Source organism: Sphingobacteriales bacterium (genome assembly GCA_016700115.1).
Classification (GTDB): Bacteria; Bacteroidota; Bacteroidia; order Chitinophagales; family UBA2359; genus UBA2359.
This window is the reverse complement of the sequence record CP064999.1, coordinates 654965-677974: the sequence shown is the minus strand read 5'-3', so window position 1 is coordinate 677974 and position 23010 is coordinate 654965. Positions and strand designations below refer to the sequence as shown.

Genomic DNA, 23010 nt, shown 5'->3' with positions numbered 1-23010 from the left:
CTGCAAATGACAGCAGATAGAAGGCAACTCAAACCTGCCGGAAGTTGAGAGTTAAAGATAATCAACTGCACCGCCTGTTTTATTGTCCAAGTTTAAAATGTAACATTTGTTTAGACAAAAGCAAGGCTGAATGAAGAGATAACAGCAAAACTTGAGAAACTATGAGCTATTCTACAAGTGTTTTTTGTTATTAAAATTCAACCTCAAATAACCCAAAGCAGGGGATAGCAAGTAGTTGCAAAAAAAGTAAGAACTTTGTGCAATCATGTCGAGAAAACCGAACATTCATATATCTGAAATAACCGAAATTGCAAAAATGCAGGAATCGGGCGAGGGGGATTTGTCTCAAACCTTCACAAAGGCCAGGTTAGCCCTATCCGAAATCGAAGGGCTGATTAACCATTATCTGCCAAACGGGTATGTTATTTATCAGACTTCTACCATGCAATTGGGAATTGCTCAAAGCCTTCTTCCTTATACGGTGTCGGTTGAAGTAACTAAAATGTCTGTTCTTCAGATTGCTGCCGAAGAAAATGAACTCTACCTTTACTTGCCCCTGCAAGTCAAAGTTGCCGTCAAGGATAAAGGTTTATTGCTGACCCTCATGCCTCTGGAAGCGGTGATGCAGGTACAGGTCAAGGCCAGAATTCAAATGCACCTCAAAGCAGATTGGCAACTATTTACCCGGACAGAAGTGGAGCAGTTTAATTGGTTGCTTAGTCCGGAACTGAGAATTTTAGGAGTTCCAGTAGGGGCGTTGACCGCCATTGAAAAAGAATTAGAGCGGTTTGTCGGTTTGTGGATTGGTAAAATTGATGAGGTCATCGCCGAGCAGTTAAACTTCAGAGAAATAGCTCTTTCAGTTTGGGAAACCCTTCAACAATCCTTCAAAATCTGGGACGAGCCTGACTTATGGCTGCGATGCCATCCTCAAAAAGCCTATTTCTCTGTCATACAGATTGCAGGCAAAGCCAAACAGCTCGAACTACTTTTGTGTGTTAATGGAAAAGTTGAAACAACAACGGATACTCCATCTCCGTCCGGCACTCTTCAAAAAGCCCCCTTGCCCAACGCCCTTCCGCTTAAAATGATGGAAAGCGGCCAACCCGAGTCTATCGTCAGAGTGGTCAATCATCTCAAGTACCAAAAAATTGCGGAGGTCATTGACAAACATCTTAGCCAATATACCTTCCGGTTTTTCAATAATCGCTTTCATCTCAGGTTTGGAAGGGTAGTATTGTATGCTGTGCCGGATAAAAATAAAGTTCTCGCCGAAGCAGCATTTAAAGGCTCTATGAGAGGCAAGGCGTTTATCAGTTTCACTCCGTGGTTTGATTTAAAAAACAAAACTTTGGTGCTCCGGAATTTTGAATTTGAACTCGACACTTCGAGTTATATTCTGCGATTGGTAAACCGGATTGCCGGCCAAAAGTTAGCCGACAAACTCTGCGATACCATTCAAGAACTGATCAACGAACAATTAACCGAATTGAACCTGTTCTTGCACCAATTTTTAAGCAGCCAGCAAATTGAAAATGTCAGATTTGAATCTGCCATTTCAGAAATTGCTATTGAAAAACTTTCTTTTTGTTCCGATGCCCTCAGAGCCACGCTTACCATCAAGGGACAATCCTCAGCACAAGTGTTGCTGGAAGACTATTATTAGCATCTGACGATATCTTTTCCGGTTAACCTTTGTTGCATCCAAAACCTTATCCGTTTGTTTTTTTATTATTATAAAAAAGGGGCTTACCTTTGCCAAATGGACGAGAAAAAACTTTACAATGACGAATTTGCCAGAGTTGCCGAAGCATTTCTGGTCTATAAAGTTCGTTCGATTTGGCACGAAATTGCTCGGATGTATAACGAAATGGCTGCCGAATACAACAGCACAATGGCCACCGGGTTTATCCTGCTCACTATCAACGAAGAAAAAGGTACTCCGGTAACTCATATAGCCCCGCGCATGGGCATGGAACCCAACAGCCTTTCCCGGTTGCTCAAAACCATGCAAGAAAAAGGGTTAGTTGTTCGGCGCAAATCAGGCAACGACAACCGCAAGGTATTCATCTGCCTCACCGACTATGGGATAGAAATGAGAAAATTAGCGCTTAAAGGTGTTTACCGCGTTAACAGCCAAATTCTAAACCGTTTTTCGCCCGAAAAAATAGCCGCTTTTTTAGAAATCATGGATTTCATACCCCTTGCAGTTGATGAAGTTTGCCAACAACTTGTGCAGGAAAAGAAAAGCGAAAACCCGTAGCTCGCAGCACAACCTCAACCATTAACCTGATTTAGGGTAATTTCGAAATAATGGTGAAAAAAGCATAACATTGCAATAAAACCGGGCCAATAACAATGGCAAGACTATATCCGGTTTTTCTATTGGTAAGTAATTGTACTTTCCTGCGACAGACTAATGTCTTTACCCCACTGTTTTAGACGACTATCAATATGAGAATACCGCTCCTGTTCAAACATCGGTCTGTCTTGTTTGGGTTTATTTTTTGGCCTGTCTGCTATTCAGGTAAAGTAACCTCAATATTCCGGCCACCAAACAATAACCTACCTATCTCCGGCCACTCAAACCCAAACCCATCATTTGTATTGAGCTTCAATTTTTCTTAAAAAGTACACATGAAAAACTGCCCCGATTAAAACAATAAAAATTCAATAGCTGTTTCTTTCAACTGTCAACTTGTTTAACTGTTTATTTTCTCATTCATTATACCACCCTTTTTCCCCGATTAAAACCAAACCTTTGGTTGTAGGTTGGGTAAAATTGCCAACAAAATAATTTATTATGCAAAAAAATCTCTTCCTTGCCGTAACCACCGGTATTTTGTTGACCTTTTCCAGCTTATTTGCCTGGGCACAGGTTAATAACGTTTACCAATATTCAATGGACCTCAATAAAGTGTCGAACGACCAACTGAGCGTAACGCTGAAAGTGCCTGAGATTAAAAACGATAAGGCTACTTTCAGATTTCCGAAAATCATACCCGGAACCTACTCCATTTCCGATTTTGGCAGATTTGTTTCTGAATTAAAAGCCTTCGACAAAAGAGGAAAAGCCCTGAAAGTAAAAAAAGTGGATACCAACGGATGGGAAATCAGCAAAGCCAATAAGTTAGCAACCATCACCTATAAAGTGGACGACACTTTTGATGCTGACCTTGGAAATACCCCCATCTATCCGATGTCGGGCACCAATATTCAGGAAGGGAAAAACTTTATCCTCAATACGCACGGATTCTTTGGATTCTTTGAAAACATGGAAAACCAACCTTTCCGGGTTGAAATTACCAAACCTGCAGGTTTTTATGGAGCAACCGGACTAATCCCGCAATCCAATACTAACACCAAAGATGTGTTTGTTACCGATAACTATGGGCTTTTGGTGGATTCTCCCATTATGTATAACCTTCCCGATACGACCTCTGTTGACATAGCCGGCACGCAGGTGTTGATTTCGGTGTACGCACCCAACAAAATGGTTACTTCCGAATATCTGGCCAACAATATCAGCCTCATGTTGGCAGCTATAAAAGATTATTTACAAGGCGATAAACTTCCGGTCAACAAATACGCATTTCTGTTCTATTTTGTTCCGATAGCGGAATCCCAGCCTATGCAAGGCGCATTGGAACATTCCTATTCTTCATTGTACTACCTGCCCGAATACCCGCAGGAAGCCTTGCTTCCATTTGTTATTGATGTAGCGGCACATGAGTTTTTCCATATCGTTACTCCTCTGAATCTGCACTCCGAAGAAATTCACTATTTCAATTTTACCCAACCTAAAATGTCTCAGCATCTTTGGTTATATGAAGGGAGCACCGAATATGCGGCAAGCCATGTTCAGGTTCAATACGGACTACTCGATGAGGCAACTTATTTCGACAAACTGCGCAATAAAATTGTCAATGCTACCCGGCATTTCAATGACACCCTTCCCTTTACCGAGCTCAGCAAAGGCAGTCTGGACAAATACAAAAACCAATATCAGAATGTGTATGAAAAAGGAGCGCTGATTAGTATGTGCTTAGATATCAAACTACTGGCCACCTCCGGAGGGAAATATACCCTTCGCCGGTTAATTGCCGACCTGAGCAGTAAATATGGAAAAGACCGCCCTTTTAAAGACGAAGATTTGTTTGCCGAAATTACAGCAATGACCAACCCAGAAATTGGACGCTTTTTTGAACGCTATGTGTTGGGAAATGAGCCTCTTCCCTATGCCGAAATATTCAGCTTGGTTGGAATAGACTATGTTGACGAAGAAACCTTCTCAGATTTTTCCATTATGGGCAATGCTACCGTTGGTTTTAACCCCGAAACATTTCGATTATATATCCGAGAACTTGACCTTACAAACGCCTTTAGCAATCAAATGGGGTATCAGGTAAACGACGAACTGGTCAATGTAAACGGTAAAGATATTGACCTGACCGATATGGAGACCTTCTTTAAAGAGGCAACCGCCGACCTCAAAGACGGAGATACAATGCGGGTTGTGGTAATCAGAAACGGAGAAGAGGTGGAATTGAGTGCGCCTGCTACCCGGATGGACAAAAAACGCTACCATCAAATCAGGAATACCCCCAACCCAACCGAAACACAGACTGCCATCCGAAAAATGTGGTTACAAGCCCCACAAACCAATGACTAAGCAAACGGTTCTCAATCTTTTCTTCATATTGTCCGCACTATGAACGCTCTGGTTTTTAAAGGCATACAACAAATTGACTATACTACGTCGGCACCCGAACCAAAAATCTTAGAAGATACCGATGTTATTGTACAGGTAAAAGTAGCCGCTGTTTGTGGTTCTGATTTGCATGTTTATCATGGCCGTGAGACCGGATTAGATATCGGCACGGTAATGGGGCATGAGTTTGTGGGGCAGGTAGTTGATACGGGTAAACAGGTACGCCGGTTGTCGGCAGGCGATTGGGTGGTCAGCCCGTTTACCACCAACTGCGGACATTGCTATTATTGCCAAATCGGGTTAACCTGCCGATGCACGCAGGGACAGTTGTACGGATGGGTTCAAAACGGAGAAGGATTGCACGGAGGGCAGGCCGCCTTCGTAAGAGTACCCCTTGCTGAATCCACTCTGCTGGCCTTCGATTCTTCCCAAATACCGCCCGAAGCTGCACTATTGGCGGGAGACGTGCGGGCAACGGGATATTATTGCGCTGTGCAGGCAAATATCCAACCCGACGGGGTATATGCCGTAATCGGTTGCGGCCCTGTGGGATTGATGGCCGTATTGGCCGCCAAAGAATTGGGGGCAAACACGGTATATGCCCTGGATACCGTTCCTGAAAGGCTGAACATCGCCCAATCGTTTAACGCCATTCCCGTTCATACAGGATTGCAACATGCAGACGAACTCATTAAGGAAGCCACAAAAGGCAGGGGTGCCGATGCAGTCATGGAAGCCGTTGGAAGCCCCGGTGCCATGCGGCTTGCCTATCAACTTCTGCGACCGGGAGGAATTATTTCGAGCGTGGGCGTTCATACCACCGAACGCTTTTCGTTTTCCCCAATAGAAGCCTACGACAAAAACGTTACCTTCAAAATAGGCCGCGCCCCTGCCCGCTATTTTATGCCCCAATTGTTGGCCGCTCAAACCCCTTCCGCCTATCGGGCAACCGACATCATCACCCACCGCTTCTCTCTGAACCAAGGTGCCGAAGCCTACCGCATTTTCGATACCAAAGCCGACGGGTGCATCAAAGCGGTTTTGACGGTGTGAATAAAATTTTTAGGACCCCGGTTTGAAACTTTCAGCATTCAGTGCTTACTGTTTCCAAACTTTAGTTCTGACTGTGCTGCCGTTGCTCACTGCTTCTGCCACATACAGTCCCGCGGGCAGCAACTGCATATCTATTTGAACGGGCATACCGCCCAAGGTCTCTGTGGTGAGAACCATCTTTCCGGCGTTGTCATACAGGTTTACCGTTGCAGAAATCATGTCGGTCGGGAGGGCAACCTGAAACAAACCGGTTGACGGATTGGGAAAGACGGTCAATTGGCGGATATCGCCGGCGTTGTTGCCGATTCCGGAAACCAATCCAACACTGAGTTCCTGTGTGTAGGTAACGACCTCGTAATAGTTTTCAACAGTCAGGCTGACAGTATAGATGCCGGGTGCGGGGAAGGTATGTTCTCCGGGGTTGCGTAGGGTAGAAGTGGTGCCGTCTCCGAAATCCCAAAGCCAGGAAGTGGCGTATTTGGAATCGTCGGTAAACAAAACAGTAGTGGTGCCGCTCAAATCTTCGGGCACTTTAAACCCTGAAACAGGGCTTAGCTCTCCGCCGCATAAGCTGCCTACACTGATAAACACACCGGAATCTAAAATCATGTCTCCAACATCAGCTACTACCAATTTTATGTGGTAGGTTTCTCCAATTTCGACATTCATGGTGGCAGTAAGGGGTGTGGTAAATCCATCATATTGTATAGTGCTTAACAAGGTATCAGCACCCATTTCATTGTAAACAAAATAATCGGAGTTTAATAAGTCGTTTACGTTGTTGATGGCTACAGGTGTCGTAGTTCCGGGTATCAGAGCAATATTGGTATTGGGATCGTAGCCGGGACCGGTAACCAAAAATGCGAAGGCATCGTTAAAGGCTGAGCCGACAAATTCGAGGTATTCTTCAGACCCAAAAACATATTCAAAAACCAATTCTTCTTCGGTGGCAACCATATCAAACTCCAACACACAAGCATCGTAACTGATGTAGTCGCTAACTATGGCGTTAATGTCGGGATCGCTGTAGGAATTGGTAGTGGTAGCGGTAATGCCGGAGCTGTTATTTGGTCCAACAGCGTTGGTTATGTTACCGGAAGTGAGTAAAATTCCGGCGTTGATCCCAAGGTTGGTTGCCGAACTTTCAAAAAATCCCATTTGCATGGCTGCCGAGTCGGCAATCCATGTAATATTGGACACACTGACGCAGGTGGTAGAGAAAAAATCGGTCACCATTTCGTCTGGAGAATAACTGCCGTCAACAAACAACTGGGCTTTTGCTTGTTGTTGAAAATTAGCAATACTCAGCGCAATACAGAGAAAAGTCAAAATAGATTTGTGTAATTGTGTTTTCATTTGTGGGGGATATTTTGGGAGTAAAAAAGAGTAATAAAAAAAGGAAAGTACAACGGTCGTTTACCGGCCGTTGCCTTCCCTTTGCATTTATATTATTGTTTCCATACTTTAGTTCTGATAGTACTGTTGTTGCTCACCGCTTCTGCTACATACAAGCCTGCGGGCAGCAATTGCAAATCTATTTGAACAGAAACGCCATTTTGAGCAACCTGACTTAAAACTAACTGGCCGGCATTGTTGTATAGGTTTACGGTTGCTTCAATAACATCTTCAGGTAGTACTACGGTCAGTAGATCAGTAGCAGGATTTGGATAGACCGTCAATTGGCGGAACTCTTTTGGAGTGTTGCCAACTCCTGAAACGATGCCAACGGTGAGTTCCTGTGTATAGGTAACAGCTTCGTAATAATTTTCTACGGTCAGGCTGACGGTATAGATACCGGGTGCAGGGAAGGTATGTTCACCCGGGTTTCGAAGGGTAGAAGTGGAGCCATCTCCGAAATCCCAAAGCCAGGAGGTGGCATATTTAGAGTCATCAGCAAATGCAACAGTCGTGCTTCCACTCAAATCTTCAGGTACTTTGAAGCCCGAAACAGGGCTTAGTTCTCCACCGCATAAACTGCCTACGCTGATAAACACGCCTGAATCCAATACCTGGTCGGCTATATCGGCTACCACCAATTTGATATGATAGGTTTCACCAATGACGACATTCATCGTTGCGGTAAGTGGCGTGGTAAATCCGTCATACTGAATGGTTGTTTCTTCTAAGACAACTCCGGTTTCGTTATTCGTAAAAAACTCCGTATTTGACAAATGGTTTACGTTGTTGATGGCAACCGGAGTAGTGGTGCCTGGAATAAGGGCGATATTGGTATTGGGGTCATAGCCGGGGCCGGTAACCAAAAAAGCAAAAGCGTCGTTGAATGTTGAACCAACGTATTCGAGGTATTCTTCCGAGCCGAAAACGTATTCAAAAACTAATTCTTCTTCGGTGGCAACCATATCAAACTCCAGTACACAAGCATCCCAACTGCCATAAATTTCTCCTAACAGGTTTTCCAAATCGGCATCGCCTTCTGTGGAAACTGCCAGAGTCTGACTCGATGTATTGTTTGGACCGACAGCATTATTAATTGTACCGCTAGTTAATAAAATACCGGCATTGATTCCCAAATTGGTGGCAGAACTTTCAAAGAATCCCATTTGTGTGGCAGCAGTGTCGGCAACCCAGGTAATGTTAGACACACTGACACAGGTAGTGGAAAAAAAGTCGGTAACCATTTCATCGGGCGAATAACTTCCGTCAACAAATAGCTGTGCTTTTGCCTGTTGTTGAAAACAGATCAAATTCAGAATTGAGACGATCAGTGAAAAAAGAAACAAGCGTAGATTTGATTTCATGTTGAGATGTTTTTCGGTTTGATGTAAACAGACAAAGCCTGTGCAATTATGCACTACAATTATAGCAAAACATCTCATCATAGCCAAAAACTATGAAATGAAATATACGATAAAGACGGGAAAATTACATTTATGACAGGGAAAATGGGGGTCAGTTTACCAAGGCAGTAAAATCTATGCCTATCAAGTAGTATAACCCACAAAGCAGAAAAGACCAAAAAGTGAAAGACACCATCATATATGCAAACACCTGTAGCCTGTTTTTGTAAAACGTGCGGGCAAGCAATACCCCAACCGGTACGGTCAGGACAAATGGGGTAAGGAAGGCAATTCCGGCGAGTCCATATTTTTGCCTTACTTTAACAATCATTCGTCTGCGCTTATTGATGACAAGTTTAGTAACCGGTTTTTTTGGAAAGAACCTGTGCCAAAGGGCTTTTACCCCATCGCCGAAAAAGGAAAAAAACAAAACTCCCATCATTCCGCCTCCTGTTGCCAGTAGAATAGATTCCCAGAATGTAAAGTCGTAGCTGAAAATAAAAAGCAAGGCCATTGCATATTTGGTGCCTGCAAAACTGAGTGCAATGATAATTGCGAGTGTTTGACTCATGTTTGGTTTAGGGGTGATTAAAAGTTTATGAGTTGAGAATTTGAAATGAATTTGGGAAAAAGAATCAACGCATTGCTATTCATAAAAATTGTATGCCAAGGGGTAAAATAAAATAGCCCCAATATCATAAACATTGGGGCTACTTATAAGTTTATTTTCAGGTGATTAATTTAACAATTAGTCGTTATTTCTGATGTCGCGCATTTTCCTTTTGTTTGCATCATAAGTTTTCAATTGCTGTGGGTCGAGCGTAGCGCGAATGGCGTTTTCACGGTTATCATAGGCCGCTTTAATTTCGCTTTTAAAAGTACGGGCTTTTGTCTTGCGGTTTTCGCGAAGGAAGTCAATATCTTTGGTAGCCTGATAGTTGGCAGCATGTACTTTTTGGATCTGATCAGGATTTAGGTTAAGCTCCTGAGTCATGTGTTGAGTTAAAATAGTAGCCCGCTCTTCGATGCTGCGTTTTTTTACTTGCGGAATATCGGCAGGTTTCACCTCTCCTGCTTTTTGTATTTTGTCTTCGCTTTTATTTTTAGATTTGTTGTCAGCACTTTTTTGAGCAAAAGCATTTACGCTTACTGTAAGCCCGACAATGAGAAGGAAAGAAATCCACTTTTTCATTTTTCGTTGATTTATTTTTTTGTTATTGATTAATTGCTATGTTTGGTTTGTTTGAGTAACGATTTAATAGACATTAAGTTTTAGTCGGAGTTTAACGGAGGTTTATTTTTTCGTAAAATGACAACGGATTAACGGGTGCAATATTACATATTTGTACCCGGATTTTCAAACTATTTCAGGCCTGTATTCTGATTTCGCTGTTGCCGTTGCTTTTTTTAATTACCTGTATCTGAGTAGTAATCCGCTCTTTCAGCAGTTCGACATGTGAAATGACTCCAATCATTTTACCTTGGGTTTGAAGATTTTCAAGCGTGCTGATGGCAATGTCTAAGGTGCCGGTGTCCAATGTGCCAAACCCTTCATCAATAAATAAGGATTCTATTTTGGCCTTTCGCCCTGCCATGTCGGAAAGTCCCAATGCCAACGACAGGCTCACTAAAAAACTTTCACCCCCCGAAAGGGTTTTGACCGAACGGGAAACATTAGCCTGATACATATCCACAATCTCCATGTCCAACTCTTTGTCGGGGCGTTTTTGTATTCTGTAACGGTCATTCAACTTTTTGAGGTGAATGTTTGCCTGTTGTACCAATTGTTGTAAGGTGATATCCTGAGCAAAACGTTTAAATTCGTTTCCACTTGCCGAGCCGATGATTTTATTCAGTCTTTCCCATCTTTGGTGTTCTTTTTCAAGCAGGAGAATTTCGGCTTGCAATTGTTCGTTTTCTGTTTTTAGCCTTTTGTCCTGCTCCAGCTTTTCGTTAATTTGACCGATGGTCTGACTTAGATTTTGCTGTTGCTGAACAGCATCGTTGAGCCGGTTTTGCAGTTCTTCGGCAGTTTGGTCGGTCAGTTGATTTGCCTGCAGTTCCTGTAAATTTGTTTGCAATGACCGGAGGGTGCCATTCAATTCGGCACTTTCCTTTAGGATTTTCTTTTCCGTGTTCTTGATGGCATTGAGTTCATCAAGGCTGTCAATGATGCTTTCATTGAGAATTTGAATGGTTGCAAAACCGGCAGGCTTGATTTGCTCTTCAAGTTCCTCAGAAAAATATTGTCCTTCTTCGCTTTTTCTGGTTAACTCATCGGACGTTTCGTTCAACTGTTTTTTTTGTAAGTCTAAGCGGGTGCCCATTACCTTATGTTGATCGGCTAAAGTTTGATAGGCATTTTTTGCATTATCAACCTCAGTTTGGAGACGAAGTCTTTCTTTGTTTGGGTCTTTTTCCAAAAAGCCGCTGCTCAGGTTTTGCCTGTCGGTGTTCAGTTTGCTAATATCTGAATTGAGACTATTTTGTTGGGTTTCAGCTTTGTCTTTTTGATTAAGTTTATCGGATTGTAGCTCTTTGGTCTTTACCAAGGCAGTTTGGGTATTGGCGATTGTGCTTTGCAGTTCGGATTTTTTGTTTGCATGAGTTTGATAAAGCTGCGCCTTTTGCTTGAGGGTATCAATGAGGCGGGGATATTGCGAAGCAGACTCCGGCAGTTCCCGAATATAGTTCGACAGTTGTTGGTTAATGAGTTCAGTTAGTTTTTCAAGTGCTGTTTGCTGATGCCGGAGTTGCCGGCCGGTTTCCTGAAGGTTTGTTTGTACATTTGAAATCTGAATCTGATTTTGTTGCAGACTCGCTTCTTTTTGAAGTGCATCTTGCCGGGCTTTGGACAATTTGTCTTTTATCTCTCGATATTGTTTGTCTAAATTATTAGCAGTTTCAGCTTGATGGCGAAGTTCCTGTTGTTGTTGCCTGATATCGGCCAATAACAGGCTAAAATCATCGGGTTGTTCAATGGCATGTTGGGTTTGGAACAAAAGATTGAGTCCGTCAAACTCATTTTTTATCTGATTTTCCAATTCACTTTTCAGATTCTTTCCTTCAGATTCTTTTTGTTCCAAATTCGATTTTAACGCACTTTTTTGTTTTTCCAGTTTAATGATTTGTGTGCTGAAGTTTTGAATCTTTTGCTCCTGTGTGTGAATCATAGTTTCGGTTTCAGAACCCTTGCTCTGTTTTAAGTCTGTGGCATAGGGATGGTGTGTGCTGCCACAAAGGGGGCAAGGCTCATTGTCTGTTAACAAAAGGCGATCCTGCTCATACTTTGCCACTAAACGCTCCGATTCTAAAAGTTTCCGCAAAGCGGCGAGGTGTTGGGAAGCTTCTTCTGATTGTTTATGGACAACATCGAGTTCGTTGGCAGAAACTTCTGAATTATCGCGCAGGGTCGTATATTCCTGTCTGATTTTTTTCAGTGTTTCTGTTTTACGGACATACTCCTGCGATAGCTGCTGTTGCCGCGTAAGGGCATTCAGGCTTTTTTCGAGAGCTATAAGTTGTTCTTGCAACGTCTGAATTGCCGGATACTTTTTGAGTTCAGACTCGAGGGACTGCTGTTGCTGCAACAGTGATTGAGGATGTTCCTGCAGGGTTTTAAGGTCTGTTTGCAGTTTTCCTTCTTCATCCTGCAGGTTGGTTAAATCCTGACTCAATTTTTGATTTTTATCAGAATATTCGCTGATTTGCTGTTGTTGCCGATCGAGTTGTGCAATTTGTTCTTCCAAGCGTGGAAGGGCTTGGGGCAGGGATTCGTCTTGCCGGTTGGCATCTAAAAATGAAATGGTGTGTTGAAGTTCTTTTTGTTGGGTTAATTCATCTTTTGCCAATTTGCCAATTCGGGCAGTTATAAGATTCAGTTCCTCAGTAGATTTTTGAACCTGTTCATTTACCTCGTTAAGCTGCTTGTTTAACCCGGCCAATTGGGTGTCTAATTGCATGACCCTATCAATAAGCGGGAGTTGCCGGTTAAATGTTGTCTGAGCTTTTTGACTTATTTCATTTGATAACTTTTCATCCGAAGCTATTTTTCTCAACTCATCTGACAAGGTTATGATGTCATGGCTGAGTTTGTGCTTTCTGTCTTCCAATGAAGCGATTTCCCTGAAGGTCTGTTTCCAGATGTTGAGGGGTTTGATAAAAGCGAATGCTTTTTCGTGTTGTGCTAACCGCTCCAAATCGGGTTTTACCTGTTGTTTTTTTAGTTCAACTTCGGCAAGTTGGGTTTGTGTGTTTTGGATGGATTGCCTGAGTTTTTGCAGGTCGGTCAGCCATTGAAGTTGCCGGTTTAATGTGTCGGCGATTTGTTTTTGTTGGGCTCTTTCAGAGTTTGAATTGCTAAGCTGTTCGGCGAGTTGCAGTATTTCGTCTTCTGTCAGGAGGTCGGTTTTTAGTTTTGCTTTTGAAAGGTCGAAGGCGGTTCGTTTTTCTTTGGTTATTTCGAAACAGCGTTTGGATATTTCGGCATAAATCTGTGTGCCGGTTATTCGTTCGAGCAGGTCGGCACGATCGTTTGCATCTGCTTTCAAAAATTTAGCGAACTCCCCCTGGGACAGAAGGACGGATTGGGTGAAGCGGGTAAAATCCAATCCGGTCAATCGTTCTATTTCTGCTTTAACCTCCCTGATTTTGTTGCCGATGATAATTCCGGAAGGCAATTCGGCCAGGGTCATTTCATGTGCCTGAAGGTTACCGTCCGATTTTTGCCGGGCACGGGTTTGTCCCCATCTGGAGCGATAACATTTTCCGTTTGTTTCAAATTCTACTTCGGCCCAACATTCTCCGGTATGATGAGACATGACCTCTCCATTCTCGCTCTGGCGCGAGATTTCGCCATATAAAGCAAGGGTTACTGCATCTAATACGGTAGATTTACCCGCACCCGTAGGACCGGTAATGGCAAAGATGCCGGCATTATACAAAGGTCCTTCGTTGAAAGGAATATGCCATTCGCCCCGGAGCGAGTGCAGGTTTTTGAGCCTGATTGATAGAATTTTCATGTGTTTTACTTTGTTGGTAAGTATTTTTCGAAATCTCCTCAGAAAATCATTGTTTTTTAGCTTTTCAACTGTATCAGTTGCTTTCTTTCAGGCTCATAATTTCCATCAGTTCGTTGAACGTGTATTTTAATTCGGTCAGATTTTCTTCGGACACTCTGCCGGCTTTACATTTTTCTAAAAAAACCTGTGTCGAGTTTTCTAAAAAATCCAGATCGGCGGGTTCTTCGACATTTTGTTCGGATGGGTTTGTAATAAATTTTGGATTGGGGAATTTCAGGATGTCTATATTCTTTTCTTTTGCCAACTGTTTGACCGGCTCTTCAAAATTGAAATTGAATGTTTCGATGAGCAGGTGAATTTCAGCCCAACAGGATTTTAAGGCAGAAGCATGTTCGAACTTACCGAGTTGTTGAATTACCGATTCGTAGCTGCCTTTGAACCGGTGTAAACTCCTGTACAATGGTACGGGCAGGCTAATGATATTGGTAAGTCCATGATGAGGTTCAAATTCTGCCAGCAAAACCTGCTTCGAGTCGTTTCTTTCGCTGAAACTGAGCGGAATTGGAGAGCCTGAATAACGGATATGCCGGTTGCCATTGACCATTTGCGGTTTATGGATATGGCCAAGGGCGATATAGTCAAATTCGGGTGGGAAAATTTCAACTTCCATCTGCCCCTGATGGCCGATGATGTGCATCTCTTTGTCTTCTGTATCCGACAGCACACTGCCGGCAGCATAGAGATGCCCGGTGGCAATGATGGGAATACCTTGTTGTTTGTAGGGCAACGAAGCATTGCATAACTCCCGGTAATGCTGTTTGATACCCTGTTTGTAGGCAATTATTTTATCCTGATAGTTTTCACCCGATTGCAGGGTGCGCACATCTCCTTCTCTCAAATACGGAACTGCGGCTACGATGCCCAAAATGTTGCCATTTAGGTCTTTAACCGGGATAATTTCTTCTTCTATATTGGCAAAAGCACCTCCTACCACATGTATATTAAATGAGGACAGCAGGTTTCGGGGGGCATTGAGGGCATTTGGCGAATCGTGATTGCCCCCTGTGATAATAATATTCGGACAAAGCAGAAACGCTTCTTTCAGGAAATCATAATATTGGGTTTCGGCATACTTGGCCGGGTAACCGACATCAAAAACATCACCTGCGACAAGCAGCGCATCGGGTTGATGTTCTTTCAGGGCTTTTAAAAGCCAACGCAGAAACAAATCGTGCTCTTCTTTCCGGTCCAAATCGCAAAATCGTTGTCCGAGATGCCAATCGGCTGTGTGAAGGATGCGCATAGACAAGTTAGGGTTTATGGAACAGTGATTAAAATAGCTGATAACAGGAGGGGTAAGCTGATTTACCAAAGCAAAGCCATACGTAAAGAGGGAACGCATATTGATGGTTTGCGATAAAAAACCAAGCCCAAAGACTCCTGCCCGTAAATTCAATAGCTGGTCAATGATAGATTGCCAAATGTACGGATAATTTTCGATAAGTTATGATCAAATCACAAGGAGTTTGATGTTAATCAGCAACAATAAAATCTTAAAGCCCTGATTGTGAAGAGCGGCTTGTTTATCTTAAAGACAAGTGGAAGCTGTGTTGTATGCAAAAGAAAACAGCTCAATTACAAATTCCATATACCAAAAAATAAACTATACGAAACAGACACTTTCATCAGAAGAACTAAGTAAATTGGTCGAAAAAGGAATTTTGAAATCATCGGGAGCAAAAGGCAGGGGAGCAAAATATTTGCTGTAAGCAATTGTTCGGTAATTGTTCGTATTGTTCAGTAATCGTTCAATAATTGTTCAGAATCCGGTAAAAAGAGTAATAATTGGTGTAAAAGAACAACAGAACAGTTCTCACATTTGGCAGCGCTTTTACATTTTCCCAATCGTAAAAAGCCAACAGTTCGTTTAATATTCTCGTTGAGGTGTCGGTAATGTTAGCGCGTAGCGTTCTTCGTGCTTTACTTTGCCAACATTTTGGTTAAACTTTTACCGCAATGACTTATTAAAAGTCCAAGCCGCTCCTCAAATCATAAAATTTAAGGAACTATTGCTTGCTAAAATTACTTTTCATATCTTTGTAGTGTCGTTTTAATGACGCTGAATGGCTATAAAAGATAAAATACTGTCTTATCCTGCTGCATCTCTATTGGACAAGCTGAACGGGCAAAACCAAAAGTGCTTTACCATTGATGAAGCATACGGTTTGTGTGCCGGTTCATCCAAAGATTCGGTAAAGCGGATGTTGGGCAATATGGTGAGGCGGGGGTTGCTGATGCGGGTAAAAGAAGGACTTTATTATGTTGTTCCTTTCGAACAAGACCCTGAAACTTTTATGCCCGATTGGCATTTGCTTTCGCAGTATTTGGTTGGCGAGGCAGAATATTACATCGGCTACTTTTCGGCTTTGCAAATTTACAGCCTGACTACTCAGCCGAATTTGAAAGAACAAATCGTGGTAAACAAACAAATCAAGCCTGCAACACTTTTGGTGAAAGGTATTCCGTTCCAATTTATTTATCACAACGAAGAACATTTTTTCGGCAACAAAAAAACGTGGATTGACCGTTTTAATAAAGTGCAATGCAGCGATTTGGAAAAAACAATCATTGACTGCCTTTTTAAACCGCAATACGCAGGCGGCATTACGGAAATTGCCAAAGCCATTCACAAATCGAAAGATAAAATTGATTACCCAAAGATGATTGAGTATGCCAAGCGCTTCAATTCGCAAGCGGTCATTAAACGATTGGGATTTTTGCTGGAGCTATTGGAAATCGAAAACCCCGTAATTGACGAAATGCAAAAATTGCGCACCAATTCTTTTGTTTTGTTGGAACCGTCTTACCCGAAAGAAGGCAAAACGATTTTCCGTTGGGCAATTCGGCAAAATATTGACAGCAATTCAATTCTTTCGCCCATTTACAGTTAAGAATGATTGAACCCAAAGAGATAAACAATATAGCTGATAACAGGAGGGGTAAGCTGATTTACCAAAGCAAAGCCACACGTAAAGAGGGAACGCATATTGATGGTTTGCGATAAAAAACCAAGCCCAAAGACTCCTGCCCGTAAATTCAATAATTAGTCAATGATAGATTGCCAAATGTACGGATAATTTTCGATAAGTTATGATCAAATCACAAGGAGTTTGATGTTAATCAGCAACAATAAAATCTTAAAGCTCTGATTGTGAAGAGCGGCTTGGTTATCTTTTTTTCATTCTATCCGAACCATCAATGGTGGATGGCGGTTCATGTATCTGATAACGCAGCAGGGGTGCTTTGTCTGAAAACGACAAGGCTGAGATAATACCCTTAGAACCTGACCCGGGTAATTCCGGCGGAGGAAGTCAAATTCGCATGGACAGAAGCGCTTGTCCGGTTTTTATCCGCAACCAAGGGGTAATACATCACCTTCAGGATGAGGTTAAATCAACTAAGTGCCAGTTTTTTACCGGACTTCCTTTTCTGCAATAACCCGAAATACCGGTTGCTGTGTGTTCGATTTTTTAATCTGTAAACCACAACACCATGCGGAGTTTTACCCATTTCTGTTTGTTTTTTATCTGGGTTTCTGTTTTCCCGCTTTTTGCCCAAAACCCCTCCTATATCTTGTCCGGAAGACTGACCGACAGCGAAACCGGACTGCCATTGCACGGGGCTACCGTTGCGATTCAGGGCACCTATTCGGGTGCTGCTTCCGATGGGTCGGGCAACTATATCATTAAAGGTATCAAACCGGGAAATTATCAGATTCAGGCGAGTTTTACGGGCTATCAACCCCAAATTCAGAGGGTGGAGGTTACCGGAAACCTTTCCGTTAACTTTATTCTGAAACCGGACAACAGGTTGCTCGATGCAGTTTTGGTCAGTGCTTTGAAAGCCAATCCCAATACCGCCACCACCTATACCAACCTGAACCAAACAGATATTTCCATACTCAACCGGGGACAAGACCTCCCATTTCTTTTACAGCAAACACCTTCAGTAGTGGTAACTTCTGATGCCGGTGCCGGTATCGGTTATACCGGTATGAGGATACGGGGAACTGATGCTACGCGTATTAACATCACCCTGAACGGAATTCCGGTGAATGATGCCGAGTCGCATAGCGTTTTTTGGGTCAATATGCCCGACCTTGCTTCTTCGCTGGAAGATCTTCAAATTCAGCGGGGTGTGGGCACTTCTACCAATGGGGCAGGTGCTTTCGGGGCTTCAGTCAACCTGCAAAGCACTAAAATGCAACCATCAGGCTATGGACAATTACAAGCCTCTGCCGGTTCTTTTAACACGCAGCGTTATGCTGTATTGTTTGGTACGGGGCTGATTGACGACAAATTTACCATAGACGGTCGCCTCTCGTCCATCACTTCTGACGGATATGTTGACCGCGCTTCTTCCAATCTCAAATCCTTTTTTGTGTCGGGAGCTTATTACGGGCGCAAAAATTCGCTCAAAGCCACTGTTTTTTGGGGGCATGAAAAAACCTATCAGGCTTGGGGAGGTGTTCCGCAGGAACTGCTCGGTTCAGACAGAACTTATAATGTTTATACCTACGACAATCAGGTGGATAATTACCGGCAGGAGCATTATCAACTTCATTATTCTCACCGGTTAAGCCGCAATTGGAGGGCAAGTGTGGCAGCACACTATACCAAAGGGGCGGGTTATTATGAAGAGTTTCAGCCCGAACAAAACCTGACAGATTACGGGTTAGAAAATTCTTCGTTTTTTCAGCAGCAAATAACCGGACAAGATACCCTTTATGTGCCGGTTACATCAACCGACCTCATCCGGCGCAAATGGTTAGACAATGATTTTTACGGGATGGTGTTTTCTGTCAATTATGAAAAAAACAAGATGAACACGGTAATAGGAGGGGGTGCGAACCGCTATCTCGGCGATCATTTCGGGGAAGTGATCTGGGCACAATTTGCTGCAAACGGAAACATCCGGCATCGCTATTACGAAAACACCGGCGACAAATACGATGCAAACCTGTACTGGAAAACTGAGTACCGTTTCAATTCCAAATGGGGGCTGTTTACCGACCTTCAGTACCGGATGATTGATTACCATATCGAAGGAACCGACGAAGACAAAGGGGCAGTCGGCATTGAACCGGAATATCATTTTTTTAACCCCAAAGCCGGCGTTACTTTTGAGGTTGCTCCCCACCAAAACCTTTATGTCTCTTTTGGGATGGCACACCGCGAACCAACCCGAAGCAACCTGATTGACAACGATCAGCCCCCGCTGGCCGAACAGCTTCGGAATGTGGAATTAGGTTACCGTTATTCCCTTCGAAGGTTTGGTTTAAACGTCAATTATTACCTGATGCACTACAAAAACCAACTCGTACTGACCGGAAACCTGAACGATGTGGGTTATCCCATCCAGCAAAATGTGCCGGTCAGCTATCGAACCGGTTTTGAAGTGAACGGCAATCTGAAAGCAGGCAGTAAAATTGAAATTCAGGCCAACTTCACCACCGGCATCAACAAGATTGAAGCCTTCGACCAACAAACCGGAGTTTTTGACAGCGATTTCAACTACCTGAGAGATACCCTGATTTCCTATCGGCATACCGATATTGCGTTTTCCCCCGATTTTACCGCCAATGCCTCCATCAGTTACCGGCCTTTTAAACAAGCTGCCATTTCGCTGATGAACAACTTTGTCGGCCGCCAGTTTTTAGACAATACCTCTAACCCCGATCGAGCCTTAGACCCCTATTTTTTCAGCAATCTGTTGCTCACCTACCGGATTCAACCCCGCTGGATGAAAGCGATTGAGTGCAGCCTGATGATTAACAACCTTTTTAACAACCTGTATGAATCGAACGGATGGACCTATTTCCTGTTGTTTGAACAGGAAAACACAGTTGCTCCTCAACACTATAACCATTATTATCCGCAAGCCGGCATCAACTTTTTGGCCGGTCTGAAACTCGAACTTTAAACATTATCAAGACGTAAGACAATAGATATAAGACAAAAGAGTTGGAATTATAGGTTTAAAACAGCATCACCGGTAAAACATAACTCTATGAAACGTATCAATATCAGTTCAGGCGCTGTTTGGGAAGATATCGTGGGCTATTCGCGAGCGGTGCGGGTAGGCAACATCATAAAAGTTGCGGGTACTACGGCAGTAGATGGCGATGAAATACAGTTTCCCAATCAGCCCTTTGAGCAAACCCTGTTTATCCTCGAAAAAATAGAAGCCGCTCTGAAACAAGCAGGGGCTTCGATGGAAGACGTGGTTTGTACCCGCATCTATGTATGCAATATTCATGCGCATTGGGAAGACATAGGCCGGGCACATGGGCAGTTTTTCGGAAAAATCAAACCGGCAGCCACAATGGTGCAGGTATCGGCATTGATAGATCCTTCGTTGGTGGTTGAAATTGAAGCGGAAGCCATCATACAGCCGTAACAACAACATAAGCAAGTCAATTCAGCCTTTCTGAAATTCAGTTAAATAGCTTATATTTATCCGTCCAATTTGGGTTTACAGGTAATATACCCAACACCCGGACATCAATCGAAACTCAACTGCCGGAACCGGAATCCCTTAAACCAAATGTCATGGACATCAACTTTCACCCCGCCTCGCCTATTCTACGGGTAGAAAATCTGGCCTTGAGCTTAGAGTACTACCAAAATCAACTGGGTTTTACCATTGACTGGGTTTATGAAGAAATTTTCGCCTCCGTGTCAAGAGGTCCGGCCAATATAATGTTGTCGCAAGGCGATCAGGGGCTTGGAAAGGCTTGGCTATATATCGGAATCGGAGATGCCGACCTGCTTTATGAAGAATACGGTGAATCCGGTGCAAAAGTGCGGCAACCGCCCACCAATTTTTCATGGGCTTATGAAATGCAGGTGGAAGACCTGGATGGTAACGTTATCCGGTTTGGTGCAGACCCCAAAGACAATATTCCCTATGGACCCTGGCTCGATATGGAGGGAAAACTTTGGGAATAATAAAGTTGCTACCAAAGCTCCGTTTTGATTTGCAACAATTTCTTACCATACCTACAAGGAATGAAGTTTTTGCGGTAAATTTATTTTTTTTCAAAATGCCCGGTGCAAGATGAACAATAAGCCCCCTACTATGATAGCTGTTTTTGTTGAAAACCCCAAACGGCTATTCCTGACCGATGCTTTGGGTGCCTGTCTGACTGCCTTTTTGCTGGCATTTGTGTTGGCAAGATTTGAAAGTTTTTTTGGTATGCCGCCGCAGGTTTTATTCTGTCTGTCCTTCATCGCTGCCTGTTACGCCGCTTACTCTGTGTTGTGCTTTCTTTTTATCACGAAACAATGGAAAAAATACTTGTCCCTGATTATTGCAGCCAACTTTCTCTATGCCTGCCTAACCCTCATACTGGTGGTTTATTACCGCCACAGCCTGACTTTTTTCGGAGCTTTATATTTTTTTATTGAACTGATTGTTATGAGTATTCTCATCATTACAGAGCTAAAAACCTTAGTTGTTGCAAAAAACGGCAATTACAATGCTCCTGACATTTCCCGGACGGATTAATTTCCTCATGCTTTCGTTGAAAATGCTTTCCGGGGAAATTTCACACGCTACAAAGGCTGATTGCACCCCTGCAATGACTCATTGTGCCTCTGCAATAACTCACTGCGCCCCGTCATTGCTTTGTTGTGCCCCTGAAATGACTCAAAGTGCCTCCGCACAGGGTTAATTCGCCCCTGCATTGACTCAATGTACCCCTGCATTGCTTGAAATCACCTCCGCAAAGACTTGTTGCGCCTCTGCTTTGTTTTAAATCGCCTCCTCAAAGGCTGATTGAACCCCTGCAATGCTTTAAATCGCCCCTGCAATGAGTTATTGCAGGGGTGATTTGAGTTATTGTAAACCGTATTTTTTGCAACAAATTTTGTTTAATTTAAATAGCCAATAAAGAAGTACGCACAGATTTTCGATGCGCAACCGGTGTTTTTTGTTCTGTGACTGCCAAGTTTTTGAGGTTCGGTGGCCAATATTTGATGGGAGGACGAACTTTTTTAAGTACGGCTCTAAACCCGGGCATAAGATAGTTTTTTTAGAAGTGGATGATAATACCAAAGTTTTATTGAAAACAGGCTTCTCTTTTTGTCGCTCAGAGTGCCAAACACAATTACTATATATTGAACCTGAAGTCGGGAGTGGACTAAATTGAATGTCCGATTGGTATAATCTAACAATCAAACATCAAAATAACGGGATATTTATGTTTCATACATAGTATTGCTCATGGGTTTGAGTTTACTTCAAAAATTTTCAAAGAAAGCAGGATAATCCGGTTATGTTGTTGTCAGTTTACCAAGCCCCTGAAGGGGACTGAAATTGGACAGGTTATTAGGTTTGAACTCTTTTTACCCTGAAAAATGCAAAGAATCGGGCGAAAACAGCCCAATTTATTGGAGGCAGTTAAACCAGTCTGTCAGGTTGAATAAAGTTATCGGGTTGTTTTGAACGAATTGTGCCGGGTTTTAAAAGCTTGTTTCAAATTTCAGCCTGCTAAATTCTGAAAACACGCTCAATATTGATAAGACCCATCCCCATTGACCGTTACAGTTGGCGGGGTTTTATAGATTTCAAAATAGTCGTACCCTTTTTTGAGGTTATCCCAAAACTGAATGAGGTAAGGGCGATTGGCGTTTTTGGAAAACTCAGTCTGATAATGTTCAAAATTGTCAAACTTAAAAGGAAAAATATGCACAGGTATCAGTTCTTGCCCGTTGTCTTTGGCTAAAACGGCCAGCCAATACACCTCTTTTATTTTATCGTTGCCCAAAGGAAGGCATCCGGCAGTTGAACATGCACCATGAATGTATATATCGCCGCCAAGATTTTCATATCCACCCAAAATTCTGTCTGATGCGTTAGGGTAATCAATTCCCAAGGACAGGAAGTAGGTACTTGTTGGATTAAACCGGTTGACATAATAAAAACCTTCGGGTACCTGATAATCACCCTGCCTCCTTTTGGGGCCTAAAGCTCCTCCAGAAACACAGACGGTATAATCTTTAAACTTCACATACTGCCCGTTGTTGTGCTCCACCCATACTTCCAGGATGCCTTCTTTTTTGAATGCCCTGAAATATATATTCTTGGGAGGAAAACTAAGCCCGCGCAGGGCAAAAGCGCTTTTTATCGAATTTTCAGTGCCAATTTTAGCTTCCCAAACGCGTGGAAACCTCAGTTGTTCATTGGCAAAGGAAATGACGGTGATGTATTCTTCGTAATTTTGGGCTTTGGCCGTTAATAAACCCGCCACCAATAGTCCGGTAAGGAGGAGTAGCCTTTTAAAACTCATAGATACCCGATTGTCGTTTTTTGCTTTGAATGAGCAAATTTAGCAACATTTTAGGAGTTAGGCATCTATTTTCCG

At 43.0% G+C, this 23010-nt stretch carries 16 protein-coding genes and 1 riboswitch; of the genes, 9 read left to right on the top strand and 7 right to left on the bottom strand.

From position 1 onward, the window contains the following. The first annotated feature begins 265 nt into the window (after nt 1–265). The 4 genes from IPM47_02430 to IPM47_02415 all read left to right on the top strand — a co-directional run bounded on the left by IPM47_02430 (nt 266) and on the right by IPM47_02415 (nt 5764). Entirely contained in the window at nt 266–1666 is a 1401-nt protein-coding gene (locus IPM47_02430; GenBank protein QQS29834.1) for a DUF4403 family protein, read from the top strand. A gap of 96 nt (nt 1667–1762) precedes the next feature. Next, the gene (locus IPM47_02425) at nt 1763–2263 is read left to right on the top strand and encodes a MarR family transcriptional regulator (protein ID QQS29833.1); all 501 of its coding nucleotides are present in this window, start codon (nt 1763–1765) and stop codon (nt 2261–2263) included. 540 nt (nt 2264–2803) lie between these two features. After that, a complete protein-coding gene (locus IPM47_02420) occupies nt 2804–4672 on the top strand; it encodes a peptidase M61 (protein ID QQS29832.1) in 1869 nt (622 codons plus the stop codon). Between the two features lie 39 nt (nt 4673–4711). Next, nucleotides 4712–5764, top strand: a complete 1053-nt coding sequence (locus IPM47_02415; protein QQS29831.1) for an alcohol dehydrogenase catalytic domain-containing protein — start codon at nt 4712–4714, stop codon at nt 5762–5764. A gap of 45 nt (nt 5765–5809) precedes the next feature. Here IPM47_02415 and IPM47_02410 read toward each other — a convergent pair whose 3' ends face one another. From IPM47_02410 to sbcD, 6 genes are all read right to left on the bottom strand, one after another. Next, nucleotides 5810–7120 carry a choice-of-anchor L domain-containing protein gene (locus tag IPM47_02410; GenBank protein ID QQS29830.1) on the bottom strand — a complete coding sequence of 437 codons (1311 nt, stop codon included), beginning with the start codon at nt 7118–7120 and terminating at the stop codon, nt 5810–5812. A gap of 92 nt (nt 7121–7212) precedes the next feature. Continuing rightward, a complete protein-coding gene (locus IPM47_02405) occupies nt 7213–8523 on the bottom strand; it encodes a choice-of-anchor L domain-containing protein (protein QQS29829.1) in 1311 nt (436 codons plus the stop codon). Between the two features lie 151 nt (nt 8524–8674). Continuing rightward, the gene (locus IPM47_02400) at nt 8675–9133 is read right to left on the bottom strand and encodes a hypothetical protein (GenBank protein ID QQS29828.1); all 459 of its coding nucleotides are present in this window, start codon (nt 9131–9133) and stop codon (nt 8675–8677) included. A gap of 177 nt (nt 9134–9310) precedes the next feature. Further along, nucleotides 9311–9754, bottom strand: a complete 444-nt coding sequence (locus IPM47_02395; protein QQS29827.1) for a hypothetical protein — start codon at nt 9752–9754, stop codon at nt 9311–9313. A 175-nt stretch (nt 9755–9929) separates the two neighbouring features. Then, the gene (locus IPM47_02390) at nt 9930–13583 is read right to left on the bottom strand and encodes an AAA family ATPase (GenBank protein ID QQS29826.1); all 3654 of its coding nucleotides are present in this window, start codon (nt 13581–13583) and stop codon (nt 9930–9932) included. Nucleotides 13584–13656: 73 nt separating this feature from the next. Beyond that, a complete protein-coding gene (gene sbcD / locus IPM47_02385; protein QQS29825.1) occupies nt 13657–14985 on the bottom strand; it encodes an exonuclease subunit SbcD in 1329 nt (442 codons plus the stop codon). A gap of 721 nt (nt 14986–15706) precedes the next feature. On the opposite strand from sbcD, the gene IPM47_02380 reads away from it, so the two are divergent. From IPM47_02380 to IPM47_02360, 5 genes are all read left to right on the top strand, one after another. Continuing rightward, the gene (locus IPM47_02380) at nt 15707–16534 is read left to right on the top strand and encodes a transcriptional regulator (GenBank protein QQS29824.1); all 828 of its coding nucleotides are present in this window, start codon (nt 15707–15709) and stop codon (nt 16532–16534) included. Nucleotides 16535–16867: 333 nt separating this feature from the next. Beyond that, nucleotides 16868–16970: riboswitch (TPP riboswitch) on the top strand. Between the two features lie 165 nt (nt 16971–17135). Continuing rightward, complete coding sequence (locus tag IPM47_02375) at nt 17136–19565, top strand: TonB-dependent receptor (protein ID QQS29823.1); 2430 nt, start codon at nt 17136–17138, stop codon at nt 19563–19565. Between the two features lie 87 nt (nt 19566–19652). Continuing rightward, nucleotides 19653–20042: a RidA family protein gene (locus IPM47_02370; protein QQS29822.1), complete on the top strand. Its 390-nt coding sequence runs from the start codon at nt 19653–19655 to the stop codon at nt 20040–20042. A 152-nt stretch (nt 20043–20194) separates the two neighbouring features. Beyond that, the gene (locus IPM47_02365) at nt 20195–20593 is read left to right on the top strand and encodes a bleomycin resistance family protein (protein ID QQS29821.1); all 399 of its coding nucleotides are present in this window, start codon (nt 20195–20197) and stop codon (nt 20591–20593) included. A 109-nt stretch (nt 20594–20702) separates the two neighbouring features. Next, the gene (locus IPM47_02360; protein QQS29820.1) at nt 20703–21152 is read left to right on the top strand and encodes a hypothetical protein; all 450 of its coding nucleotides are present in this window, start codon (nt 20703–20705) and stop codon (nt 21150–21152) included. 1003 nt (nt 21153–22155) lie between these two features. On the opposite strand, the gene IPM47_02355 is transcribed toward IPM47_02360, so the two are convergent. Beyond that, a complete protein-coding gene (locus IPM47_02355; GenBank protein ID QQS29819.1) occupies nt 22156–22935 on the bottom strand; it encodes a L,D-transpeptidase family protein in 780 nt (259 codons plus the stop codon). Nucleotides 22936–23010 lie beyond the last annotated feature (75 nt).